Here is a 22,938-nt window from a genome sequence, read left to right as displayed (position 1 = left end):
TGAATTAAAAATTGATGGATATTTAAGCAAAGAAAATGAGCATTAAATTCGATTGGTTTAAGTCGTCATATTAAAAAATAAGCTTACGCTCTATGTCTTGTCGCAGCGGTCTTATTCTTGCTCTAAACGATTGATATCCAGATAAAATACCTTGGTTAATAGTTCAATGAATTTTTGTATTGCAACAGAGCCAGCACTTTTTCGATAACTTACATACAAGTCTAGATAGGGAAGCTCAATCTCTAAAGGTCGAATGACAGTGTTATTGTTGATTAATGGCGCAATATAACTTGGCAAAATTGTACAGCCTAAGCCCGCTCCAACTGAGTTAATATTCAATGAAATATTGTCAGCTTTTTGGACGATATTCAATTCAATATGATTGTGTTTGGCAAACTCTAAAATGGTGTTGTGCAAAGTCGTGGATTGTTCTTCAGCAGGAATTATAAAATCGATCCCATTGAGCGCTTTAACAGGGATACGTTCATACTTGGCTAAAGGGTGATCTTTGGGTAAAACAAAAATTAACGGCTCACGGAGCACAAATTTACTTTCGATTTCATCATTATGAAAATTGTGCCTGCTAAAGCTGATATCTAGCTCACCCTTTTTCAATGCGCGCATTTGTTCAAGGTTATTTAAGCTCAATAACTCAATTTTTAGCTCAGGATTTTGTACCCTTAAATTCGGTAAGATATAAGGGAAAATCTTTATTTCAGCCACGGGTACAAACCCAATCCTTAACAATAGCTGTCTGGCTTTGGAGACCTGTCTTGCCATAGCAACAGCCTTATCGGCTTGTGCTAAAGTTAAGCGTGCTTGCTCCAGAAAAACAGCACCTTCTTCAGTAAGTTCAACTTTACGCTTGGTCCGATTTAACAGCCGAACACCGACATCTTCTTCAAGATCTTTGATCTGCTGGCTGAGTGAGGGTTGTGCTGTATAAAGTCTCAATGCTGCTTTGCTAAAGTTGAGTTCTTCAGCCACAGTAATGAAGTATCTCAGATGTCGTAATTCCATATAACGCGTCCAAAGAATAATCCAAAAAATGTCTTACTAAGATTTTCAAAGAGTATAATCTATAAACAACTGTCAGGTGAAGACGATTATAGTATTTAGAAAATAAATGAACTTTTCAAAATCATTGTTATTTTAATATAGAAAATAACATGGTGAATAATTGATAAAATATCTTAATTAAAACACAAAATATTTCGCTAAGCCCTAGCCTAGAAGCCGTCATCTGTATAAAGTTGCATCAATTTATCTATGACCCTTACGTGTCATAAGCGTACTTGCAGGAATGGAAAAATTGATATCGATGTTTTAATTGATGTATCTCGTCATCAATCTATAGTGATCCAAATTTATATGAAGGAACACTTGAAAAGTGTTTGATTGCACTGGGTTAAGTTGTTGCAATCTGTCTGATAAACATGATCATGCTGAGGATTACTAGAACCGACTTGCAGATAGGGGGCAAGATCGGTTTCGTCATCATGGACACTTAGCTTGATCAGGGTGTTTATGATGATGTTTTTGATATCGCTCTATCTCAAAATACTTAGACGGAAGGCTTCTTTAGTTTCAAATGCAAAATTGGAAATGGATTACCTTCAGCATCAAGTTCCGAACGCGCAATTTGTTGGAAGTTATGTTTCTTATAAAACTCCAAAGCACGAATATTTTGTTCGTTGACATCTACCTCATGCGCACCTAACTCAAGGGCTTTTTGAATGAGCATGGAACCGATACCTTGATCAAAAAATTTAGGGTCAATAAATAACATTTCAATCTTTTGATAAGCCAGTCCCATAAACCCAACGATTTGACCTTCACGTTCCACATGAAACAACCGCACATGATCAAAATAATGATGCTGAATGATGAGCGTTTTAATTTGTAAGATATGCTGTTCGTTTAAAAAGTCATGAGTCGCACGTACAGAAGCTTCCCAAATTTTTAATAATTGTGGATGAGACTGCGACGGAGTATTTAGAATATTGGTTAAATTGGGTTCCATAAAAGATTCACTCAATTGTGAAAAGCAACAAAAAATAAAGAAAAATCACAGATAGTTTCGCTAATATGAAGCAGGACAGATATAAAAATCAAATTGATGTATTTGATGATAAAAAACAGGACAATAAATGTCAGATTCCAACAAAATTGTTGTATATGCAGCACTTTTGGGCAATTTAGCCATTGCTCTGGTTAAGTTTGTTGCCGCTTATATTACAAATAGTTCGGCGATGCTCAGTGAGGCAGTCCATTCTGTCGTAGACACTTTAAATGAAATCTTATTGCTGTATGGTTTAAAAAAATCACAGCAGCCTGCAAATTATCATCACCCCTTTGGTTATGGGCGAGAATTATATTTCTGGGCCTTTATTGTCGCATTGTTGGTTTTTGCTTTAGGTGCTGTGGTTTCAATTTATCAGGGTATTCAACATATTCGTCATCCAGAAGTTATACAATCCCCATTGGTCAACTATGTAGTACTCGGGTTTGCGCTGCTTTGTGAGGGTACTTCATGGTTTATTGCGTTGAAAACATTTAAAAAGACCAAAGGTCAAATGGGATATTTTGAAGCCTTTCGTCGCAGTAAAGATCCGACAACCTTTACAGTTTTATTTGAAGACTCAGCAGCTTTAATTGGCTTAATCATTGCATTGCTGGGAATATTTTGTGCCCAGCAGTTTGATTTACCCGTTTTAGATGGTGTGGCTTCGGTGCTGATTGGGGTTGTCTTAGCCATCTCAGCCCTGCTTTTGGCAAGGGAAACCAAAGGATTGTTGATGGGTGAAACAGCAGATCCAAAACTACGTCATAATGTACTGAAAATTGCTCAGGAAGATCCTGCCGTGTATTCAGCAAATGGCGTACTGACTGAACAAATGGGTGCACATCAGGTGATTGCTTCTTTAAGCTTAGAGTTTAAAGATAGTTTAACTTCAGATGATATCGAAGCCTGTGTGAACAGAATTGAAGCAAAGATTAAAAGTATTCATCCCGAAATCGTGGCATTATTCGTGAAGCCACAAACACAGCAAGTATGGCTTGAAAGAATGAAAGGGCGTTTAGAGTAATCATGTCGAAACAAGAGCCAATGGTCCGTCTTGAAGATACAACGGTACAAGACAACACAATGCAAAATAAGACTGTTCCATCTCAGCAAGTTCAACAATTGCATTATCGAATTGATACTGAAAATTGTCTGTCACATACATGGTATAAACCTGTATTTAGTGTGATTGGTTCAAATCAGCACAATGGTGAACGGTTCTTTAATGAAATACGTAAACCACAAGGTCGTAGCCGTTGGGATTTGATGAAATGGCTGGGTACCCGAAAATCATATACTTGGAATGTGGATACTCAAAAAGAATCATCAGAATTCTATGCGGCAAAACGTGTATTACCTCAGAATCGACCAGATGCTGATGAGCATGATTGGCAAATCTGGTTTGTGAGTCATGCGACTGTACTGGTTCAAATTGGTCCCTATAACTTCTTAACTGATCCTGTTTGGGCCGATTATGTTAGTCCGAAACATGGGCGTGGACCAAAACGTGTGATTCCTGCTGGAATTGCTTTAGAGCAATTGCCCGAGATTCATGCAGTTTTACTCAGTCATAATCACTATGACCATATGGATTTAGCCTCTTTAAGATGGCTACACAACAAATTTGCTATGCCAATCTATACAGGTTTGGGCAATGCTTGTTACTTGCCTAAAGAGTTCCATGTGATTGAGATGGACTGGTGGCAATCTGCATTATTTAAAAACTTAAAAATTATTTATACCCCTGCACAGCATGGTTCGGGTCGTGGTTTACGTGATCAGAATATTGCATTGTGGGGTGGTTTTTCTGTGGTATCGCAACATGGTCATTTCTTCTTTGCTGGCGATACAGGGTATTCACCGCATTTTAAAGAAATTCAAAAACGTTTAGGCTCACCGCGAATTGCGTTATTGCCAATCGGTGCGTATGAACCAAGAGCGTTAATGAAATATATGCACATGAATCCACAAGATGCTTTTCAGGCGCATTTAGATTTACAAGCCAAACGTTCTTTGGCAATTCATTACCGTACTTTCCAATTGACGGATGAAGCGCGGGAACAGCCTGAGCAGGATTTACAAAAGGCCATGAAGAATTCATCAAAAATGGTTAATCCATTCTACTGTATCCGTGAAGGTCGTAAATTGGTGGTGTAGTGGGCTCTTATTGAGCCATAAAAATTGAGAACACTAAAAATGATAAAAATCTTATCCAGTACTTTGTTGTTTTGTTTGGTGATGACTTCAGTCGCTGCAAAATCTATAGACCTAACTCAAGCGGCTAGGGCTGATTGTGTTTCAGATGCGCCTTGTGCTGATGGAGATCAGTTGACTATGGCAACAGCCGAAGATAGTCCAGCAGCAGATGATACAGAGAGTATTAAACCTCTCAATGAAAAATATGATTTGGAAACGGGTGATGAATGGAAATTAATTCATCAAAATTCAAATACTCAATTTTTTGAAAGTATCACCACAATATCTGATGGTAATCAACTTATTCAAGCTTGGGTGAAAAGTGTGAACCCAAAAAGACAATACACGATTAATTATTATCAAGTATTGTGTAAGGATCGGACATTTACTCGACTTGAACAGTTTAAAAGTCAGGACGATAAAAATTATAAACTGGTTAAAAAGGTCGAGCATTATCGTCAAATACAACCTTTTAGTCAGGCTGGTGAAATACTTCCAGTTTTGCAAAAGCTGTGTCAGGATTAGGGTGTATTTACCCAAACTAAAAAATAGTGTTGATTCCTGATTGAAAAATCAAGGGAGATGAATAATGAAAATAATCCAAACTTTATTGATGTTACTGGCATTATCCAGTACAGCTTTTGCTGAGACTCAAAATATACAAATTAATCAGAATAATTTTGAGTTGAAAACAGTGATGAATGAAGAAGAAGCCGACTTTTTGCGTAAAGATATTGAATTATATCGAAATAACCAAAAGCTGCTCACGCATACAATTTATTCAACCACGGGTGACTGCAGTATTCTCCAGATTGAATTGGGTGATTATGAGGTCAAAGATAACAAGATTATTTTTTATAGCTATTGGGCTTCAGGTGATCGGCAGGGGCTCTGGACCTATCCTTATGGTGTGCGTAAACAAACCTATACTGTGGATGCAAAGGGTAAAGTGAAATTAGTCAGTGCTGTACTATATGTTGAAGATATTTTGGGTGATCCGCTTAGCACAAACCCAGATGAGGAATACCTTCAATTTTTGCATACTGCTCCAAAAACCAAGCAACAACAACGTGCACTGAATGAATATATTCAAACCATGCAAAGTGATTATAAAGGTCGATTTGTGCATGGACAGGAACGGGCGCGCTTAATTCAAGAAGTGAAAAGCAAACTTGCCAAGCAAATTGCGACTGAAACCAAAGGATGGAAAGAGCAGTTTGGTACAAATGTGCGAATGTAAGTTTATTCGGCTTTTTGAGCATTGAGAAGTTGAATTGCGACAATAGACAGTGCAGCCATTGCAGTATTCATGATGAAAGGATTAAAACCCTGCGCAAAATAGTGTGGATAAACGATCGCGACAACCAGTAAAAACAACAGCATCGCGATGATATTTAAATAATGCAGAAGTTTTGATTGTCTAAAAATAAGAAATAACCCACCAAATATTATTTCTCCAAATCCTGAGAGTTCAATAAGTCTAGGAATCGGCAACAATTGAATCCCTGTAAATTGCCAAAATTGTTGCTCTTCGATGACTTTATATATGATTTTAGGGATGAGTCCCTGATAAAACCATAATACAGCCAGTGAAATATGAATGGTCAATAGGGCATTCTGAAGTGCTTTAGAATTTTGCATCAATGCTATGTTCCAAGAAATGTTTTTTATTTTCAGATGAAGGTAGTAAACACTGTTTAGTTGTACCAAATAAACGATAGCGATTTAAAGCGACTCGGCGGTATAGAAAATCTCGGATAAATTTGGGTATCCCATAACCCATTTTTAAATATGAAAAGGGTCGTCCTAAGCTTTCAATCACTTTTAAAAATGCAGTGGATTCACTATAAGCTTGCCCATTTTTGATCACCAACATGCTATCAAATTGCTCTGTGGGCATTTGGTAATGTCTTAAGATGTCTTGCCCTAAAGGTGATTGCACCGAAGTTAATTTAAATTGTGCCTGTGTATCATATTTGATTAAAAACTTTGCCCAGCCATTACATAACACACAGATTTCATCAAATAAAATGATGTCATGTTGTTGAATTATCGCTTCAATTTTCTGTTGCATGGCTTTACTCGCGATTGGGAGTTTCTTCAATATAGTGTATTTACACAAAATAAAAAACCGCCCGAAGGCGGTTTCTATTGAATGACTTTATATTGAGCTAGGCTTATTGAAAACCAGGATGACCTTTACCAGGATCGCTATCGCGTGCAGCTTGTGCATCTGCAACAGTTAAGCCCAAGGCTTTTGCCACGCCTTCACCATAGGCGGGGTCACATGCATAACAGTTACGGATATGACGATACTTAATAAAATCAAGTGCATCACCCATCGCACCCGCCGTATTATCAAACAGTGCTTGTTTTTGCGTATCATTCATTAAATTGAATAAAGCGCGTGGTTGGCTGAAATAATCCGAATCATCTTGGCGGAAATCCCAATGATCTGCATCACCACTGATTTTTAATGGTGGTTCTTTAAACTGAGCTTGTTCCTGCCATTGGCTAAAACTATTCGGTTCATAGTGTGGTAAACCGCCATAGTTTGCATCGACACGACCTTGACCATCACGGTGATTAGAATGAACAGGGCAACGTGCAGCATTGACAGGAATTTGTTGATAATTCACACCCAAACGGTAGCGTTGAGCATCGGCATAGTTAAATAATCGCGCTTGCAACATACGGTCAGGTGAAACACTGATACCTGGAACTAAGTTACTTGGTGCGAAAGCCGATTGCTCTACATCAAGGAAGAAGTTTTCAGGATTTTTATTCAGCTCAAACTCACCCACATCAATCAGTGGATAATCTGCATGAGGCCAAACTTTGGTCAGGTCAAATGGATGATAAGGGACTTTTTCTGCATCTGTTTCAGGCATCACTTGAATTTGAAGCTTCCATTTTGGGAAGTTACCATTTTCAATCGAATCAAATAAATCACGTTGGTTACTTTCACGGTCTTTAGCAACAACCGCTTCCGCTTCAGCATCGGTTAAATTTTCAATGCCTTGTTGGGTGCGGAAATGAAATTTGACCCAAAAACGTTCATTGTTTGCATTGATAAAGCTGTACGTATGACTACCAAAACCATGCATATGGCGGAAGCTTTTTGGAATACCACGATCAGACATCACAATCGTCACCTGATGCAAAGCTTCAGGTAATAACGTCCAAAAATCCCAGTTGTTGGTTGCACTACGTAGATTGGTTTTAGGGTCGCGTTTTACGGCTTTATTTAAATCTGGGAATTTACGTGGATCACGCATGAAAAAGACGGGAGTATTGTTTCCAACGAGATCCCAGTTACCTTCTTCGGTATAGAACTTAAGTGCAAAACCACGGATATCTCGTTCTGCATCTGCTGCACCACGTTCACCAGCGACAGTGGTGAAGCGTGCAAACATTTCTGTTTGTTTGCCAATCTGTGAGAAGATTTTAGCGCGTGTGTACTGGGTAATATCGTGAGTTACGGTAAATGTACCAAAAGCACCTGAACCTTTTGCATGCATTCTGCGCTCAGGAATCACCTCGCGTACAAAGTTGGCCAGTTTCTCGTTTAACCATAAATCTTGTGCCAGTAGAGGACCACGTGCGCCTGCCGTTAAACTATTTTGGTTGTCTACAACAGGTGCACCAAAAGCCGTTGTCAGGTGGGTTACAGGACATTTTTTTGAGTCTTGGCTCATTCTATTTCTCCATTTTTAATTAATCATGTATTCATTTTTGAATAGATGGAATAGATAAAGAATATTCGCTATTACATGACATTAACCGTAATTGAAAAACCAATATAGTGAACAATTGTTAAATCTAATTGATCTAAAAATAAATGATTTGTCATTTATTTTTAGAAACAACTTACCGGTCTCTATCTGCTTTAAAATACTGTTGTTCAAGGAAGAGCAAGCAATGTTTTAAAGCGATAACTTTACTTTAGAGTGATTTTTTATATTTGTGAAATTGATAAAAATATTATTATTGATTTGTTTTGGCGATTAATGGGCAGAGCTCTGCGTACTGATAAGAAAAACATTAATTCAGCTTTTATTTACGATAACAATGATGGTTTAAAATACAAAATAAATGAAAATCAATAGATTGTGTTTTTTAGTGAAAATGGACTTGGAAACATTCAGCTTGTCTTCATCCATTTGAGAATATTTTGCTAAACGAAAATTGATAGCATTCAATTTTAGAAAATCTGTTTTTTAATACATATAACGCTGTTTATGATTTGAACCATATCCGCCTCCAAAACTTTCCAATCCTTAAACTCAGGTTCAATCAACAATGTCTGCGAGACAAAACCATAGCAAATTCGTTGTACATTTAGACTCATCTGTTTGAGTTGTTCATCATCCTGAATAAAAGGTTTCAGCATGTTTTGCCACATCTCTACCATCATGGCATAACTTTTTTGATATGTTTCAATGCTGGAAACCTGTCGTTCTAACAAGAAAGACTGGGCCCATAAAAATTGTTGTGCTTGAATTTGCTCAAGTTGATAATGAATGATTTGCTGTAAATAGCTTTGAAAATCTGATTTTGTGGATAAGTCATACACGCTTTGTGCATAACTTTTTAAGACTTCTGCATTGCTTTTTACATGTTGGTGAATAGTTAAAGCAATCAAATCTTCCTTTTTAGAAAAATACTCATAGAACGTCCCTAAACCCACACCAGCAAGATCGGTAATTTCACGAATGGTAATTTTATTGGCAGGATGGTCATGTAAAAGCCGAACAAAACTTTCCATCAACGCTTCTTGCGTGATACGTGCCCTTGATTGGCGGGGTTTACGACGCACATTGATTGCAGGTAAAGCCATAAAAATAATCCGAACATCCTTGAAGGTATTTTCTTCTATACTGAATGCAATTGGTTAAAACAACAAGACAGGAATTCAGGATGAACACAGCAGAGAATTGGCAAACACATGAAATCAGCAATCAGTTTGACGAACTGCAAAATTATAATTTATTGACTACAGATCAAGTCTTACAAGAAATTTTGCAACGTTATGGCAGTCAGGATCAGCAACGCCTAACTGAATTCTCACAGATTGCGGGTTCTACTGAATATTATGAATATGCCGATTTAGCCAATCGTCATACCCCAGAATTACATAGTTTTGATGCTCGTGGTCGCCGTAAAGATTTTCTAGAATTTCATCCTGCATGGCATAAATGGATGCGGCTAAATCGACAATTTGACACACACGCACATCCATTTAATCATCCACAATCAAGTTCAAAATGGGTCGATTGGGCGGCTCGATTTTTCCTGAGTGGACAAGTTGAGTGTGGCAATCTATGCCCTAATTCTATGACACTAGGTAGTATTCCCTTAATTCAAAATGAACCTGAATTGTGGGAAAAAGTCGGTGAAAAACTCTTATCGACTGAATACGATGAACGTGACATTCCGATTTCTCAGAAAAAATCTATTTGGTTAGGTATGGGGATGACGGAAAAGCAGGGCGGGTCAGATGTGCGCGCCAATGAAACACGGGCTGTTCCTGTGGCTGATTCGGGACGTGGGCAAGCATATTTACTGACAGGGCATAAATGGTTCTTTTCTGCACCGATGTGTGATGCACATTTAGTCGTGGCAAAAACTGAACAAGATGGATTGGCCTGCTTTTTTGTACCACGTTGGCTGGAAGATGGGAGAAAAAATCCGGTTCAAGTACAACGACTTAAAGATAAAGTGGGTAATCGCAGTAATTCAAGCTCAGAAGTTGAATTTAAAAATGCTTGGGGCATTATGATCGGTGAAGCTGGGCGCGGGATTCCCACGATTATTGAAATGGCAAACTATACACGTTTGACCTGTTCAGTCGGTTCAAGTGCGATGTTACGTCAGGCTTTGGTGCAATGTATTGCCTATACCCGTCAGCGTAAGGCCTTTGGTAAACATTTGGCGGAACAACCGTTGATGCAAGCGGTATTGGCGGATTTAGCCTTGGAAACAGAAGCAGCCATGCAATTGAGTTTTCATCTTGCGCATTGCTATGAGAGTGATGATGAATTATCTCTGGCATGGAGACGAATCATGACACCAGCAGCAAAGTTCTGGGTGTGTAAGCGTACTGTGGAGTTGACGGGTGAGATGATGGAAGTCTTCGGTGGCAATGGTTATGTCGATACAGGAATCATGGCGCGTATTTTTAAAGAAGCCCCTGTAAATACTATTTGGGAAGGTTCTGGTAATGTGATGTGTTTGGATGTATTACGTGCAATCCAACGTGACCGTGAATCAATTGAAGTCTTATTTAAATCATTTGCACAAGTTGCATCTCAAGATTCAATTTTACAAGATGAATTACAAGCTTTATTTAAGTTATTTAGTGGCTTACAAGCAGATGAATTGCAATTTATGGCACGTAGCTTAGTCAGTCGTTTGGTCATCTTGGCACAAGCTATTTTGCTGAAACAACATGCACCAGATTTTGTTGCGGATGCTTTTATTGCAACACGTTATAGTGCGTTTTATGGACGCGTGGTCGGAATGTTAGATGCACAAGCTGTAGATGTAAAACGCTTGTTAGATAGAGCTTTAGCTTAATCCCTTCGAAAATGCAAAAAGCGGCATTATGTAAATAATGCCGCTTTTTTTAAGCCACTTTTATCAAAGTTCAAGCTTAGGATGTGTAATCGAAATTACTTTTGTTTTTTAAGCTTTTTTTTGAGCTTTTTCAATTTACCTTCGTGTTTGGATATTTTTTCCAAACGTGCTTTGATTTTCTGTTTTAAAGATTTAACTTGCTTAGACATCATGTTACTCCTTAGTTTGAGTATCCGTTGGCTGATGTTTTTTGATAAAACTACGGATAAATTTTCTTAACTCACGTGCTGCACTGGTATCCATCGTTTCACAGAGTTGTAAAAACTGGTCACGCTCAGCACTGTTAATGCGAATTAAGAGTTGCCCATCTTTTTTATTCACCTTTGTCTTTTTGGGTAATTCAGCCATGACGTATTTATCCCCAAAGGTGATAATCAAAAAAATGTATATACAATATATATGCATTTTTTGAATTCGGCAAATTTATATTGTTGAAAATATTTAATATTTTTGTTTTTTATTGAAAGCTGTTGTAATTAAACTTTTATTTCTGTAAATAAGTTGTTGTTATCGCAGTTTTTATCTTTTGATAAAAATTTGTTTATGAGCAGAAGAATCAACAGTAGATTACAAGCGGATGCTTTTATTAAAACACCTTATAGTGTGTTTTATGGACGAGTGGCTGAAATGTTAGATGTGCAAGCTGTGGATGTAAAACGATTGCTAGATAGAGTTTTACTGAGTACATCGTGTATGTAGTGAGTGAGCTATTTTTAAAAGAAAACCCATTTATTTATAATGGGTTTTCTTTGTTCATTGAACTCAGCATTTCACAGAATTAATTAGATTTAATCAGCTCAACTCTACGATTTAAAGCTTTACCGTCTTCAGTTGAATTATCCGCAATAGGGTGTGTATCTCCCAAGCCTTTGGCTGTTAAACGGCTTTGTTGAATTCCAGTATTATTGGTTAAAGCCTTAACAACAGCATTTGCACGTTGTTCTGAAAGCGTTTGATTATGTTTGGTATCACCTGAATTATCTGTATGACCATTAATACTCAATTTGAGTTCAGGGTTGTTTTTTAGCAGTTGAATGACTTGTTCAATTTGGGGTTGAGAGTCAGGCAAAATATTCGCTTGATCCGTGGCAAAGTTAATCTCAATATTGACTTTATTGTCCTTATCCAAAGCTGTTTTGAGTTGGTCTGAACTTAATGCTTTAGCTGTAATTTCAACCGGTTTAGTTTCTGCGACGAATAGGCCAGCATGTCCATTCCCTGTCTGTGTCAATTGGAACCAAATATTTTTATTCGCTTGACGTATCACAAAGGTCTGTGTCGGGTTATTAAAAACATCTCCCAATCCTGCAACATAATCGACTTGGAATTTTTGTGGGATCTTTTCTAATTCTTGTTGAGGAATTTTACTCTGGGTAATTTGTTTGCCACCCAATTGCTGGATTACATTTTCCAAATTACGTTGCAATTCTAAAAAACTTCCTTCTTTATAATTTTCATTTTGTTGAATGGCTGCACTATATAATTGACCTTCAACATTTTCGATATGTTGACCTGTCCAAAATGGTATTTTCTCAAAATTTACGCTTGTTGCTTCGTGAAACTGATAGCCATTTGGCAAAGAAATATATGGAAACTGACCGAGTGTAATATTTGAAATTGGAATCTTGGAGAGATCAAAAGTGTTCTCTGTAGATTCAGTTTTCACAGTTTCAGATGGTACAGAACTCGCACTTGATTCAGTTGTTATGACTTCCGCTTTCTCAGGTTTACTACATGCGATTAAACCAAGTGTAGGAATAACCAACAATAGTAGAAAACTCGATAATTTCTTTTGATTGAACACATGATCCTCCAGTTCTAACTCATTACCCTATATTTTTTTGAGTATATTTATATTCAAATTTCTTTAAATACTATAGATAACAATACTCATGAATTACATGAAGTTTTCAATCTGATTTGTAAAATTTTAATTAAATTAAAGATGATCTTCTGATGATTAAAATCAATTTGAGATAAATCAGCAAATTTACCTTGATGTAATAGGTAAAAAGAGTGCAATAGGAAATAATCACAAACTTGATCAATACAAATACTTGTATTCTACACAAAAAAGCGTAATATCAGATTCCCACTGATCAAGTGGTATACAGCAAAATAGGTAAAGAAAATGGCAAAGAAAAAAGCAATGCCAGAGGTTGTGATTCACAACTTTGTGGCCAAACACATGCATGAAGTCAACAAAAGCCAAGTGTTTGTAGATCGTAAAAAGAATGCAAAACGTGGTTATGATAAACACAAAAAAGGTCGATATTCTGATGATTATCGGCCTTTTTTGTGGACTGCAATTTTTGCTTAAATAATTATAAAAATCTAATAAAAATAAATAATTAAATATTGACTAGACGATTCGATTTCACCATATCAGCCAAACCATGATGTTTAAAGTAATACTCCATCCAGCTCTTGACCATGAGTGGGTTATTCATCGCAATCACTTCTTCTAATAGCTTTTGTGCATCTGTCATTGATACATGACAAATCGCTTTACGCACTCGCAGAATATTACTTGAACTCATCGATAATGTATTGAATCCCATTGCCATAAGTAAAATGGCTGAGAGTGGGTCGCCTGCCATTTCTCCACAAATACTGATCGGTTTTTCATACTTATGACATTCTTGAACCAAACGCGTTAAAGCGCGAAGTACAGAAGGGTGGAAGTGTGAATAAACACTGGATACACGTGGATTATTACGATCAACTGCCAATAAATATTGAATCAAGTCATTTGAACCGACTGAGAAGAAATCGACCAATTCAGCAAATTCACCAATTTGTAAAAGTACACTCGGTACTTCAACCATAATCCCGATTTTCGGTTTGGCGAAGTTAACTTGCTCTTCTTCTTGAACCGCAATCCAGTCACGTTCCAGTAAGTAAAGTGCTTCTTCTACTTCACTGACACTGGTGACCATTGGCAATAAAATATGCAGATTGTTTAAGCCGATACTGGCTTTTAACATTGCTCGGATTTGTGAGGAAAAGATTTCAGGGTGATCGAGGGTAAAACGAATGCCACGCCATCCTAAAGCTGAGTTTTCTTCTTCAATTTGGAAATATGGCAGGTCTTTATCCGCACCAATATCAAGTGTACGCATCACCACAGGTTTGTTGGCAAAGTGACTAAGCTGTTGACGATAAATCGCACGCTGTTCTTCTTCGCCCGGGAAGCGTTCACGCAGCATAAATGGAATTTCAGAACGATAAAGCCCTACGCCTTTTGCACCACGTTGAACCCCACGTACTACATCAATCATCAGACCGGTATTTACATACAGCTTTACAGCAACACCATCAGGTGTAATGGCATCTTTGGTTTCGTATTGCTTTAAATCTTTGGCAATTTGTTCTTCTTCTTTTTGGATCTCTTTATAACGTGTACGTAAACGACGTGGTGGATTGACAAAAACCCGGCCTTGATAAGCATCGACAATCATTTCAACATCATCAAGCGTATTTACCGGCAGCTCAGTAACACCCACCACAGTTGGAATACCGAGTGCGCGGGCGACAATCACCATGTGGGAGTTGGCAGCCCCTTCAGAGGTTACAATCGCGGCGATTTTATCTACAGGAAGCTCAACCAAAGCAGCAGTGCTGATCTCATCTCCAATTAAAATACTTTCAGAGGTGATCTCTTTATGGCTAGTATCGCCTTCTTGTAATGCTGCGAGGATTCGGCGTCCAAGGTCTTTTAAATCAGATACACGTTCACGTAAATAGTCATCTTCCATTTGTGCAAAAAGCGCAACATGGCGTTCGATCACATTTTTAACTGCACCTTGCGCCCAGCTTCCATCTCGAATAATTTCTTTAATTTCAGCAGGTAGGGCATTTTCATCCAACATACGTAAGAACACGCTAAATAAAGCACGTTCCTCCGCCATGAGCGAATCTTGCATTTTGTCATCAAGCGATTGAATTTCATTGCGTACAGACGCAATAGCTTGGTCTAAAAGCTTAAGTTCTTCACTGATATCATCCGCATCACGGTCTGGGACTGAAGCTAAATCTGCCGGAGGGTAAAGGATGATGGCACGACCAAGTGCAATACCGCCTGCACCAGATGAACCTTGGAAGGTCTTATAGTTAGATGAATTGCTGGGTTTACGGAAAACATCAATATTACCCACTGCATGTGCATGAGCAATTACCCCAGAGAGTTGTGCACACAAGGTCACCAGAAATGATTCTGCTGCCTCGCTAAAATCTTGAGGTTCGGTGTTCTGAACCACCATCACGCCCATCACTTTGCGGCGATACATGACTGGAACACCAAGGAACGAGTTATAGATCTCTTCCCCTGTCTCGGGGAAGTAGGCAAACCGTTCATGTTTAAACGCATTGTCTAAGTTGACAATCTCTTCACGTTGCCCCACTAAACCAACCAAACCCTCGCCAAGTTGTAAGGAAACTGTCCCTACAGATTCTTGGTTTAAGCCTTTGGTTGCCATGAGTACATAACGTTGGTTACGTTCATCTAAAAGGTAAATAGAGCAAACATCAACATGCATGGCTTCGGAAACTTGATTAACCATGATTTCCAAAGAATCATGCAAACTGACTGACGCATTGATCTCTTGTACAATACGTCTTAATGTGTCCAGTTGCATGTTCGACATGGATGTATGCTCCTAATTTAAGCTATGTTTTAAAGCGACTTCATCAGTATTATTTATAACAGTACTACCTTGAAAAATCATTCATATTTTGAAGAAATTTCAGCTGTATATTGCGGCATTCGCATACATAACTCCATCATCGCTTTACGATAAACATCTCGTTTAAAATTCACCACTTGTCCAAGCGGGTACCAGTAACTAACCCATTGCCATTGATCAAACTCCGGCGGGTCAGAGAGATTCAACTGAATATGTTTCGTTGAAGCTGTGAGTTTCAGTAAAAACCATTTTTGCTTTTGTCCAATACAAATCGGATCGGAATCCGAGCGAATGTATCGAAGCGGCAAACGATAATGCAACCAGTCATCTGTCTGGGCAATAATTTGGACATGTTCGGGTAGGAGCCCAACTTCTTCTCGTAGTTCTCTAAATAGAGCTTGCTCAGGAGTCTCTCCAAACTGGATGCCTCCTTGAGGAAATTGCCAAGCATTGTGTCCAATGCGTTTTGCCCATAAAACTTGTCCAATATCGTTTGCCAAAATGATCCCGACGTTGGGTCGGAAACCTTCTGAGTCGATCATTTGGCTACCTAAAATTTGTTAATTTCATTTGACTTTATATATGGGGACATACACTCTTTTGTCCAACTCGATAAAGTCAAAGTAATAATGTTTTAAAATTGCTATGATCTTAACGAATTTCTATCGACTAGCGGTGATAGATTTACAATTTTTTTCTTAAATTTCAGTTTAAACGAGTATTTTCATGGAATTGGCGCTGTTTGACTTAGATCACACCTTATTAAATACAGATTCTGACCATTCTTGGGGAGAGTTCTTAGTCAATGAAGGCTTGGTCGATCCAGTCCGACATCGTGCGATGAATGATCAGTTTTATGAAGACTATAAAGCAGGCAAGCTTGATCCAATTGCTTATAATGAATTTGTCTTTGAGTTTCTTACTCAACACGATAATGATTATTTAACTGAATTACATCAGTTATTTATGCAAAAAGTGATTCGCCCACAAATGCGTCCAGCTGGTTTTGCCGCGATTCAAAAACATAAAGATTTAGGCCATGCATTGGTTGGTATTACGGCAACTTCAGATTTTATTACAGCACCTATTTTCCGTGAATTTGGTATCAGCGAAATTATTGCGACCAATGCTGAAATAAAAGATGGCAAGTACACGGGGAAAGTGACCAATATTCCATGTTACCAAAAAGGTAAATTGGCACGTTTGGATCAATGGCTCGATGGTCGTACTGTCACTGAATCATGGGCTTATTCAGATTCGATTAATGATCGTTTTTTATTGGAATATGCTGACCATGCGATTGCAGTAAATCCTGATGATCGTCTTGAGCATCTGGCAAAAGAACAGGGTTGGGATATCCAAGATTGGTCGATTTGAGCTGGGCTGATTATTGTGATTTAAAGCAGTGTTGATCACTGCTTTTTTATGGCTTGATTGTTTTGTCAAGAATGAGAAGTTTTGTAAATATTTTTATAAATGAAGATTTTGTACTTCATTTATAGTGTAAAAATGCTATGTTGATTTGAGCACTTTTAAAACTGACGGAGATTATATAATGAGCCAGACACGTCCAAGAATGACCAATTTATTTGAACAACTCGGTTTGGATTCTAGCGAAGAAACAATTCAAAGTTTTATTGAAAATCACCAGTTGGATGCAGATACTCTAATTACAGACGCATCTTATTGGAGTGAGGGACAACGTCAGTTTCTTGCTGAAAAAATTAAATCTGATGGGGAATGGGCATTAGTGGTTGATCAGTTAAACGAGTCTCTACATGAAGACTCGGTGAAGTAAAAAATTGTGCAATGAAGACTTTATAAGGGAATGAAGGGAAAGATAAGTACGACCATTCCTGTGTAATATTTAAATCCCTTATCTTGAGTAACAAGATAAGGGATTTTTATTGTAGGGATTATTTCATCATCTCAATCAATTCCTGCACAGCTCTAGACTGGGTACGTCCAGGATGCCAAACCATACCCAATTGGCGGTTCATTTCAAAACGAATATCAAGTTGTTGTAAGTCTTGATTTAACAATGTTTTAGGTAGAACAGACCAACCTAAACCAATGGAAACCAACATCCGAATAGATTCAAGCGGATTATTGCTCATGGTAATTTTTGGCTTTAAACCTTTCTTTTCAAATTCTGCCAAGGTGATTTGACTGGTATAAGTCTGTGCTGCTGGCAATAAGCTCGGGTATTCGATCAGATCTTCAAGCTTAAGGTTCTTTTTTTGTGCCAAAGGATGAAAAGGTGCAACCACGAATACCAAAGGATCATTCCAAATCGTGATATAACGCAAACGCTCATCACCTTGTGGCGGAAGGGTTAAAAATGCCAGTTCTAAATCCCCAGCAAGCACTTGTTCATGCGCTTGTTCAGAGTCCACAAAATGTACATCTAGTTTGACTTCAGGAAAGTGCTGTACATATTTTTTTAAATGCTGTGGTAAATGGTGTAGGCCAATATGGTGACTGGTGCCAATCTTGAGTTTTCCTCGAACTTCACCTTGCTCATGACTCAGGGTATGGTGAATATCTCCCAATTCATTTAACCAGTTTTTTACTTTAGGTAATAATGAATGCGCTGCATGTGTGGCTTGAACACCACGACCTGCAGACTCAAAAAGTTTGACGCCGAAATATTCTTCTAAGCTATGTATGCGTTTGGTGACAGCTGGCTGAGTAATAAACAGATGTTCTGCTGCCATAGAAATCGAACCAGTTTCCATAACTTTGACAAAGGCTTCAAAAGCAGCGAGATTCATAATATTTCCATCCATAAAGAATTTTTATGCGTAATTCATTATTTAGAAAATTTAAGAATTAATCAAAGTAATTTTCAAATTTTTTTATTTTTAGCAAAGTGACTGGTTCTATTCGTGCTTTGGAAAAATTTTAATACAACTTTTTACTATACAATTTAAGCAAAGCTCATTTATAGTCAGCGCATAAAAACAACAAAAGGAAAGCTATTTGAATCAACCAACAAACACCACCATTCACTATTTTCAACAACATACTAGAAATACCTTCTCTAAAACTTGGCTTCGATTTTTTACCACGATACTGATATTTTCTGCTCTAGGCTTAATCTTTGTATATTTTTTCAATATCTATTTCCCCATCATTATCATCGCTATTCTCAGCATAATTTGGTTGAAGCTTCGGTTAAATCGCCTAAGAAAAATGCAAGAGTTGGAGAATTTTAAATTTCCAAATCGTATTTGGCTTGCTTTTAAACAAAGACATCCAAACATTCGACAATCTTCTTATCCATTGATTGAAGAGGGTTTTAAAGACTATTTAGCAATTCATTTGTGGCGTAGGGGAGCTTATGCAATGCCTTCACACTCAGTGGATGCGTTATGGCATATATTGATTGAAGAATTTGATGACTTTTATCAGTCCATGAGCCAACGTTTTTTAGGTTATGAACTGATTCATAAACCGCATGATTTACAAGTAACAGAATCACAGCGAGCTGCTCAAAGACAGCAATTGTTCAATATTTGGCATGGGGCATGTGCTTTACATGGATTGAATCCACAAAACACACAGGTCTTACCTCGAATTTTTCAGGTTGATGCTCATGTTCGATGGGAGCGGGGTTTAATTTTTAGCTTACCGTTTATGATGACAATGTATAGCCAAATGATGAGTTCAACTTCAGATTTTCCACAGGCTTCTGCAACATCATCATGTTCTTCTAGCTCATGTTCAGGATCAAGTTCATCCAGTGATTCGAGCCATTCACATAGTACAAGTTCTGATTCATCTTCCTCTTGTAGTAGTTGTAGCAGCTGTGGTGGAGGCGGTGGTGATTAACACCTCCAGCCACAGAAAATACATCTGATTTAGATTTTAATTTCAGTGCTTTGTGCTGCCTTTTGGTCTCGTTTATTCCAAGCCTTTTCATGGAAAAAGAATGCAAATGCTTGTACAGTCGGTTCAAGTAAACTTAATGTCACAGCCATCCAAAAATTACCAGTCACCGCATAAGCAACCAGCATTGCTACTGTGATATGCATGATGTAATAGCTTAAGGTTTTTTTGAAAACACGTTGATTGCTTTGTAGGAAATTTTGGATACTCGCCATGAGAATCACCACTTATTAATTCAATAGTTAAATAATAATCATTATCAATTGTAATGTAAAAAGGTTTTTTTGATTAATGTTGATTGGATAAAGCGATATTTTATTCTTTATACATTGCATCGTGATTGTTGATATAGGACGTATTGAGTTCTTTTTAAATCATGGATTTGCTTAATTTATGGTTTAGGACGTACATTTATTTGTCTAAGCTCTATTTTTTTCTTGATGATTAAGCCAAGTGCTTTTAAAGTCATTGAAAATATATCATTGATTTAAATACTTTATAAAGGTGATTTTAGGAGCATTTATTTGAATAAAATCAATTCCAAAAAGTTTTTAAATTAATAAAAATGATAAATTAGATTTATGTAAAAACGTGGTTATAATTGAGTGAATGAAAGAATTACCCAGTCCAGTGGAGCATTTCGACATGGCAGGCGAAAACCAAAAAGCAAAAACAGAATCAGTAAAAACTTTGTATGACAAATTGTGGGATGACCATCTTGTAACACAACGTGATGATGGTTCAGCATTACTTTATATCGACCGTCATTTATTGCATGAAGTGACTTCTCCACAAGCATTCGAAGGCTTACAACTTGCTGGGCGTAAACCTTGGCGTTTAAGTGCTAACGTTGCAACACCTGACCATAATGTTCCTACATCAACCAAAGAGCGTTCAGAAGGGATTGCTGGGATTGAAGATGATACTTCTCGTATCCAAGTTCAGACCTTAGACGATAACTGTAAAACCTTTAATGTAGTGCAGTTTGACATTAACGATGTGCGTCAAGGTATTGCACATGTCGTTGGGCCAGAACAAGGTTTAACTTTACCGGGTATGACGGTGGTATGTGGTGACTCGCATACAGCGACACATGGCGCATTCGGTTGTTTGGCACACGGGATCGGAACGTCAGAAGTTGAACATGTATTGGCAACACAATGCTTAGTGCAGAAGAAAATGAAAAACATGTTGGTGCGTGTTGACGGAACATTAGGTCAAGGTGTTACCCCAAAAGACGTGGTTTTGGCAATTATTGGTAAAATCGGAACGGCTGGCGGTACAGGGCATGCGATTGAATTTGGTGGTCAGGTATTCCGTGATATGTCGATTGAAGGGCGTATGACCGTGTGCAATATGGCAATCGAAGGCGGTGCGCGTGTTGGTATGGTTGCTGTCGATGACAAAACGATTGAATATGTTAAAGATCGTCCTTATGCACCAACAGGTCAACAGTGGGATGCGGCAGTCGCGTATTGGAATACTTTACATTCTGATGAAGATGCACATTTTGATACGATCGTGGTTTTAAATGGTGAAGAAATTGAACCACAAGTGTCTTGGGGCACTTCTCCTGAGATGGTGATTCCTGTATCTCAAGCAGTTCCAACTTTGGAACAGGCCAAAGATGATGTGCAGCGTAATGACTGGACCCGTGCGTATCAATATATGGGTTTAAATGCAGGTCAGGCATTGGCTGATATTCAATTAGACCGTGTATTCATTGGTTCTTGCACCAACTCACGTATTGAAGATATTCGTGCTGCTGCAGAAGTGGCAAAAGGTAAAAAAGTAGCGTCTAGTATTAAACAGGCCATGGTTGTTCCTGGCTCTGGTTTAGTGAAACAACAAGCGGAAGCGGAAGGTTTAGATAAAATCTTGATCGAAGCTGGTTTTGAGTGGCGTGAGCCAGGTTGTTCAATGTGTTTGGCGATGAATGCTGACAAGTTACAACCGGGTGAACATTGTGCATCGACTTCAAATCGTAACTTTGAAGGCCGTCAGGGCAATGGTGGACGTACTCACCTTGTCAGTCCAGCAATGGCCGCTGCGGCAGCAATTGCAGGTCACTTTGTTGATGTACGTTCATTCTAATCAGGCTTAAGGAGCAAAGAGATGAAAGCTTATACCGTTGAACAGGGTATTGTTGCACCCTTAGACCGTGCCAATGTAGATACCGACTTAATCATTCCAAAGCAGTTTTTAAAATCAATTAAACGCACCGGTTTTGGGGATAACTTATTTGATGAATTACGTTATTTAGATGAAGGTTATCCGGGGCAAGACAATTCTAAACGTCCGAAGAATCCTGATTTTATTTTGAATCAGCCACGTTACCAAGCGGCATCTGTATTAATTTCTCGTGCCAATTTTGGTTGCGGTTCGAGTCGTGAACATGCGCCTTGGGCATTGGAAGAGTATGGTTTTCGTACTGTGATTGCACCAAGCTACGCAGATATCTTTTTCAATAACAGTTTTAAAAATGGCATGTTGCCAGTGATTTTGCCTGAATCTGTTGTGGATCAACTGTTTAAAGAATGTGCTGCTCAGGAAGGCTATCAATTAACCATTGATTTAGAAGCTCAAGAAGTCCGTACACCAAGTGGTGAAGCTTTTAAATTTGAAGTCGATCCATTTCGTAAACACTGTTTATTGAATGGCTTGGATGATATTGGTTTGACTTTACAGGCTGCGGATGAAATTCGTGCTTATGAAGAAAAAACCAAACAATCACGCCCTTGGGTATTTGCTGAAATTCAAGGTTAATTTTCAGCGAACATTTTACACATAGCGTGAATGCCTAACTCTTGCTAACATGCGAGTATAACAAAATGAATGTTGACTCAGTGAAGTGAGGGTTGGGGTTGAGCAATGACTAAGTTTTTGAGTTGCAGTGTTTTAATCGGTTTAACAAGCTTTATGCTTAGTGCATGTCAATCCACTCAAATGGTTGATTTAATGCGTATCAAGCAAGCTGAAAATAAACATGTCAGCCAAAATTCGGTTTCTGTCTATTGTTCAGGTGCAGAGCATTGTGAATTTGCGCGCTTAAATGATGTGATTATCATGGATGAACGTGCCAATCGTAGCGCCATTCAAAAAGGTTATCTCAAATTAACGGGTGAGCCTTTAGATCAAAATGGTGTTTATTTAACGATTCCACCTCAGCAATATGAGATGGTGATTCGATTCTATCCAATCACTAAACAGCATGCTGAAGTTTTCCATGTTATTCATGATTTTAAAGCAAATCAAAAATACACATTTAAGATGTATCGCTTAAGGTCACAGGGTTCAGGAAGTTTACTGAATGTTTCTTCACCGACGCCACTATGTGTCGATATGATTCAAGAAAAACGGACAATTCGCCGTTTTTGTCGCCCGCATAATGCGGTGACGGGCGTGAGCGAATTTGTTGAACAGAAGATTTAATCTCACATCAGTATAGATACTGAAAAATAA

Annotated in this window: 24 protein-coding genes; 12 read left to right on the top strand and 12 right to left on the bottom strand. The window is 38.1% G+C overall.

Features of this window, described 5'->3' with window-relative positions; translation table 11 throughout:
* Positions 1-111: 111 nt before the first annotated feature.
* Together hcaR and ACQ7EO_RS19190 are read right to left on the bottom strand one after the other, a co-directional pair.
* Entirely contained in the window at positions 112-1,020 is a 909-nt protein-coding gene (gene hcaR / locus ACQ7EO_RS19195) for a DNA-binding transcriptional regulator HcaR (protein WP_034611600.1), read from the bottom strand.
* A 544-nt stretch (positions 1,021-1,564) separates the two neighbouring features.
* Positions 1,565-2,023 carry a GNAT family N-acetyltransferase gene (locus ACQ7EO_RS19190; protein WP_004818751.1) on the bottom strand — a complete coding sequence of 153 codons (459 nt, stop codon included), beginning with the start codon at positions 2,021-2,023 and terminating at the stop codon, positions 1,565-1,567.
* A 127-nt stretch (positions 2,024-2,150) separates the two neighbouring features.
* On the opposite strand from ACQ7EO_RS19190, the gene ACQ7EO_RS19185 reads away from it, so the two are divergent.
* The 4 genes from ACQ7EO_RS19185 to ACQ7EO_RS19170 all read left to right on the top strand — a co-directional run bounded on the left by ACQ7EO_RS19185 (position 2,151) and on the right by ACQ7EO_RS19170 (position 5,501).
* Entirely contained in the window at positions 2,151-3,089 is a 939-nt protein-coding gene (locus ACQ7EO_RS19185; protein WP_034611603.1) for a cation diffusion facilitator family transporter, read from the top strand.
* Positions 3,090-3,091: 2 nt separating this feature from the next.
* Entirely contained in the window at positions 3,092-4,222 is a 1,131-nt protein-coding gene (locus tag ACQ7EO_RS19180; RefSeq protein WP_004718147.1) for an MBL fold metallo-hydrolase, read from the top strand.
* Positions 4,223-4,261: 39 nt separating this feature from the next.
* Entirely contained in the window at positions 4,262-4,786 is a 525-nt protein-coding gene (locus tag ACQ7EO_RS19175; protein WP_434278398.1) for a hypothetical protein, read from the top strand.
* A 64-nt stretch (positions 4,787-4,850) separates the two neighbouring features.
* Positions 4,851-5,501, top strand: coding sequence for a hypothetical protein (locus ACQ7EO_RS19170; RefSeq protein ID WP_034611607.1), 651 nt, complete (start codon positions 4,851-4,853; stop codon positions 5,499-5,501).
* Between the two features lie 2 nt (positions 5,502-5,503).
* Here ACQ7EO_RS19170 and ACQ7EO_RS19165 read toward each other — a convergent pair whose 3' ends face one another.
* The 4 genes from ACQ7EO_RS19165 to ACQ7EO_RS19150 all read right to left on the bottom strand — a co-directional run bounded on the left by ACQ7EO_RS19165 (position 5,504) and on the right by ACQ7EO_RS19150 (position 9,101).
* Complete coding sequence (locus tag ACQ7EO_RS19165) at positions 5,504-5,902, bottom strand: DoxX-like family protein (protein WP_105714048.1); 399 nt, start codon at positions 5,900-5,902, stop codon at positions 5,504-5,506.
* Positions 5,889-6,335 (bottom strand): thiol-disulfide oxidoreductase DCC family protein, encoded by a 447-nt coding sequence (locus ACQ7EO_RS19160; RefSeq protein ID WP_270382898.1) that lies wholly within the window; start codon positions 6,333-6,335, stop codon positions 5,889-5,891. Before ACQ7EO_RS19160 ends, ACQ7EO_RS19165 begins: the two co-directional genes overlap by 14 nt.
* Positions 6,336-6,438: 103 nt before the next feature.
* Positions 6,439-7,959 carry a catalase gene (locus ACQ7EO_RS19155; RefSeq protein WP_239046537.1) on the bottom strand — a complete coding sequence of 507 codons (1,521 nt, stop codon included), beginning with the start codon at positions 7,957-7,959 and terminating at the stop codon, positions 6,439-6,441.
* A gap of 506 nt (positions 7,960-8,465) precedes the next feature.
* Entirely contained in the window at positions 8,466-9,101 is a 636-nt protein-coding gene (locus tag ACQ7EO_RS19150; protein ID WP_434278397.1) for a TetR/AcrR family transcriptional regulator, read from the bottom strand.
* 80 nt (positions 9,102-9,181) lie between these two features.
* Between ACQ7EO_RS19150 and ACQ7EO_RS19145 the strand changes: the two genes are divergently transcribed.
* Positions 9,182-10,840: an acyl-CoA dehydrogenase family protein gene (locus tag ACQ7EO_RS19145; RefSeq protein ID WP_434278396.1), complete on the top strand. Its 1,659-nt coding sequence runs from the start codon at positions 9,182-9,184 to the stop codon at positions 10,838-10,840.
* Positions 10,841-11,053: 213 nt separating this feature from the next.
* On the opposite strand, the gene ACQ7EO_RS19140 is transcribed toward ACQ7EO_RS19145, so the two are convergent.
* Both ACQ7EO_RS19140 and ACQ7EO_RS19135 read right to left on the bottom strand, forming a co-directional pair.
* The gene (locus tag ACQ7EO_RS19140; RefSeq protein WP_004718119.1) at positions 11,054-11,248 is read right to left on the bottom strand and encodes a hypothetical protein; all 195 of its coding nucleotides are present in this window, start codon (positions 11,246-11,248) and stop codon (positions 11,054-11,056) included.
* A gap of 430 nt (positions 11,249-11,678) precedes the next feature.
* Positions 11,679-12,704 carry an OmpA family protein gene (locus ACQ7EO_RS19135; RefSeq protein ID WP_434278394.1) on the bottom strand — a complete coding sequence of 342 codons (1,026 nt, stop codon included), beginning with the start codon at positions 12,702-12,704 and terminating at the stop codon, positions 11,679-11,681.
* Positions 12,705-13,031: 327 nt separating this feature from the next.
* On the opposite strand from ACQ7EO_RS19135, the gene ACQ7EO_RS19130 reads away from it, so the two are divergent.
* Entirely contained in the window at positions 13,032-13,220 is a 189-nt protein-coding gene (locus ACQ7EO_RS19130; RefSeq protein ID WP_004718115.1) for a DUF7230 family protein, read from the top strand.
* Positions 13,221-13,251: 31 nt separating this feature from the next.
* Here the strand turns inward: ACQ7EO_RS19130 and ptsP are convergent, their stop codons facing one another.
* On the bottom strand, positions 13,252-15,546 hold the full coding sequence (gene ptsP / locus ACQ7EO_RS19125; protein ID WP_004718112.1) for a phosphoenolpyruvate--protein phosphotransferase: 2,295 nt from the start codon (positions 15,544-15,546) through the stop codon (positions 13,252-13,254).
* Between the two features lie 77 nt (positions 15,547-15,623).
* The gene (locus ACQ7EO_RS19120) at positions 15,624-16,127 is read right to left on the bottom strand and encodes an RNA pyrophosphohydrolase (RefSeq protein ID WP_004718109.1); all 504 of its coding nucleotides are present in this window, start codon (positions 16,125-16,127) and stop codon (positions 15,624-15,626) included.
* A gap of 184 nt (positions 16,128-16,311) precedes the next feature.
* On the opposite strand from ACQ7EO_RS19120, the gene ACQ7EO_RS19115 reads away from it, so the two are divergent.
* Positions 16,312-16,962, top strand: coding sequence for an HAD family hydrolase (locus ACQ7EO_RS19115; protein WP_096732890.1), 651 nt, complete (start codon positions 16,312-16,314; stop codon positions 16,960-16,962).
* A 178-nt stretch (positions 16,963-17,140) separates the two neighbouring features.
* Positions 17,141-17,383, top strand: coding sequence for a DUF2789 domain-containing protein (locus ACQ7EO_RS19110; protein WP_434278392.1), 243 nt, complete (start codon positions 17,141-17,143; stop codon positions 17,381-17,383).
* Positions 17,384-17,501: 118 nt separating this feature from the next.
* On the opposite strand, the gene ACQ7EO_RS19105 is transcribed toward ACQ7EO_RS19110, so the two are convergent.
* Entirely contained in the window at positions 17,502-18,359 is an 858-nt protein-coding gene (locus ACQ7EO_RS19105; protein WP_004718104.1) for a LysR family transcriptional regulator, read from the bottom strand.
* 574 nt (positions 18,360-18,933) lie between these two features.
* On the opposite strand from ACQ7EO_RS19105, the gene ACQ7EO_RS19100 reads away from it, so the two are divergent.
* Entirely contained in the window at positions 18,934-19,419 is a 486-nt protein-coding gene (locus ACQ7EO_RS19100) for a hypothetical protein (protein ID WP_434278390.1), read from the top strand.
* A gap of 29 nt (positions 19,420-19,448) precedes the next feature.
* Here ACQ7EO_RS19100 and ACQ7EO_RS19095 read toward each other — a convergent pair whose 3' ends face one another.
* Entirely contained in the window at positions 19,449-19,697 is a 249-nt protein-coding gene (locus ACQ7EO_RS19095) for a DUF2061 domain-containing protein (RefSeq protein WP_171066891.1), read from the bottom strand.
* A 424-nt stretch (positions 19,698-20,121) separates the two neighbouring features.
* Here ACQ7EO_RS19095 and leuC point away from each other — a divergent pair, with 424 nt between their 5' ends.
* From leuC to ACQ7EO_RS19080, 3 genes are all read left to right on the top strand, one after another.
* Complete coding sequence (leuC, locus tag ACQ7EO_RS19090) at positions 20,122-21,570, top strand: 3-isopropylmalate dehydratase large subunit (protein WP_004818782.1); 1,449 nt, start codon at positions 20,122-20,124, stop codon at positions 21,568-21,570.
* 21 nt (positions 21,571-21,591) lie between these two features.
* Positions 21,592-22,242, top strand: a complete 651-nt coding sequence (gene leuD / locus ACQ7EO_RS19085; protein ID WP_004718096.1) for a 3-isopropylmalate dehydratase small subunit — start codon at positions 21,592-21,594, stop codon at positions 22,240-22,242.
* Between the two features lie 105 nt (positions 22,243-22,347).
* Positions 22,348-22,908, top strand: coding sequence for a hypothetical protein (locus ACQ7EO_RS19080; RefSeq protein ID WP_434278388.1), 561 nt, complete (start codon positions 22,348-22,350; stop codon positions 22,906-22,908).
* Positions 22,909-22,938 lie beyond the last annotated feature (30 nt).

The sequence above is a fragment of the Acinetobacter sp. CE-15 genome (genome assembly GCF_051059255.1).
Classification (GTDB): domain Bacteria; phylum Pseudomonadota; class Gammaproteobacteria; order Pseudomonadales; family Moraxellaceae; genus Acinetobacter; species Acinetobacter guillouiae.
The sequence above is the reverse complement of the archived record's forward strand: the minus strand, read 5'-3'. Positions and strand labels throughout refer to the sequence as shown.

Excerpts from the sequence above, each read along its gene's own strand:
- hcaR (WP_034611600.1), bottom strand. The coding sequence starts at position 1,020 with ATGGAATTACGACATCTGAGATACTTCATTACTGTGGCTGAAGAACTC.
- ACQ7EO_RS19190 (WP_004818751.1), bottom strand. The coding sequence starts at position 2,023 with ATGGAACCCAATTTAACCAATATTCTAAATACTCCGTCGCAGTCTCAT.
- ACQ7EO_RS19185 (WP_034611603.1), top strand. The coding sequence starts at position 2,151 with ATGTCAGATTCCAACAAAATTGTTGTATATGCAGCACTTTTGGGCAAT.
- ACQ7EO_RS19180 (WP_004718147.1), top strand. The coding sequence starts at position 3,092 with ATGTCGAAACAAGAGCCAATGGTCCGTCTTGAAGATACAACGGTACAA.
- ACQ7EO_RS19175 (WP_434278398.1), top strand. The coding sequence starts at position 4,262 with ATGATAAAAATCTTATCCAGTACTTTGTTGTTTTGTTTGGTGATGACT.
- ACQ7EO_RS19170 (WP_034611607.1), top strand. The coding sequence starts at position 4,851 with ATGAAAATAATCCAAACTTTATTGATGTTACTGGCATTATCCAGTACA.
- ACQ7EO_RS19165 (WP_105714048.1), bottom strand. The coding sequence starts at position 5,902 with ATGCAAAATTCTAAAGCACTTCAGAATGCCCTATTGACCATTCATATT.
- ACQ7EO_RS19160 (WP_270382898.1), bottom strand. The coding sequence starts at position 6,335 with ATGCAACAGAAAATTGAAGCGATAATTCAACAACATGACATCATTTTA.
- ACQ7EO_RS19155 (WP_239046537.1), bottom strand. The coding sequence starts at position 7,959 with ATGAGCCAAGACTCAAAAAAATGTCCTGTAACCCACCTGACAACGGCT.
- ACQ7EO_RS19150 (WP_434278397.1), bottom strand. The coding sequence starts at position 9,101 with ATGGCTTTACCTGCAATCAATGTGCGTCGTAAACCCCGCCAATCAAGG.
- ACQ7EO_RS19145 (WP_434278396.1), top strand. The coding sequence starts at position 9,182 with ATGAACACAGCAGAGAATTGGCAAACACATGAAATCAGCAATCAGTTT.
- ACQ7EO_RS19140 (WP_004718119.1), bottom strand. The coding sequence starts at position 11,248 with ATGGCTGAATTACCCAAAAAGACAAAGGTGAATAAAAAAGATGGGCAA.
- ACQ7EO_RS19130 (WP_004718115.1), top strand. The coding sequence starts at position 13,032 with ATGGCAAAGAAAAAAGCAATGCCAGAGGTTGTGATTCACAACTTTGTG.
- ptsP (WP_004718112.1), bottom strand. The coding sequence starts at position 15,546 with ATGTCGAACATGCAACTGGACACATTAAGACGTATTGTACAAGAGATC.
- ACQ7EO_RS19120 (WP_004718109.1), bottom strand. The coding sequence starts at position 16,127 with ATGATCGACTCAGAAGGTTTCCGACCCAACGTCGGGATCATTTTGGCA.
- ACQ7EO_RS19115 (WP_096732890.1), top strand. The coding sequence starts at position 16,312 with ATGGAATTGGCGCTGTTTGACTTAGATCACACCTTATTAAATACAGAT.
- ACQ7EO_RS19110 (WP_434278392.1), top strand. The coding sequence starts at position 17,141 with ATGAGCCAGACACGTCCAAGAATGACCAATTTATTTGAACAACTCGGT.
- ACQ7EO_RS19105 (WP_004718104.1), bottom strand. The coding sequence starts at position 18,359 with ATGAATCTCGCTGCTTTTGAAGCCTTTGTCAAAGTTATGGAAACTGGT.
- ACQ7EO_RS19100 (WP_434278390.1), top strand. The coding sequence starts at position 18,934 with ATGCCTTCACACTCAGTGGATGCGTTATGGCATATATTGATTGAAGAA.
- leuC (WP_004818782.1), top strand. The coding sequence starts at position 20,122 with ATGGCAGGCGAAAACCAAAAAGCAAAAACAGAATCAGTAAAAACTTTG.
- leuD (WP_004718096.1), top strand. The coding sequence starts at position 21,592 with ATGAAAGCTTATACCGTTGAACAGGGTATTGTTGCACCCTTAGACCGT.
- ACQ7EO_RS19080 (WP_434278388.1), top strand. The coding sequence starts at position 22,348 with ATGACTAAGTTTTTGAGTTGCAGTGTTTTAATCGGTTTAACAAGCTTT.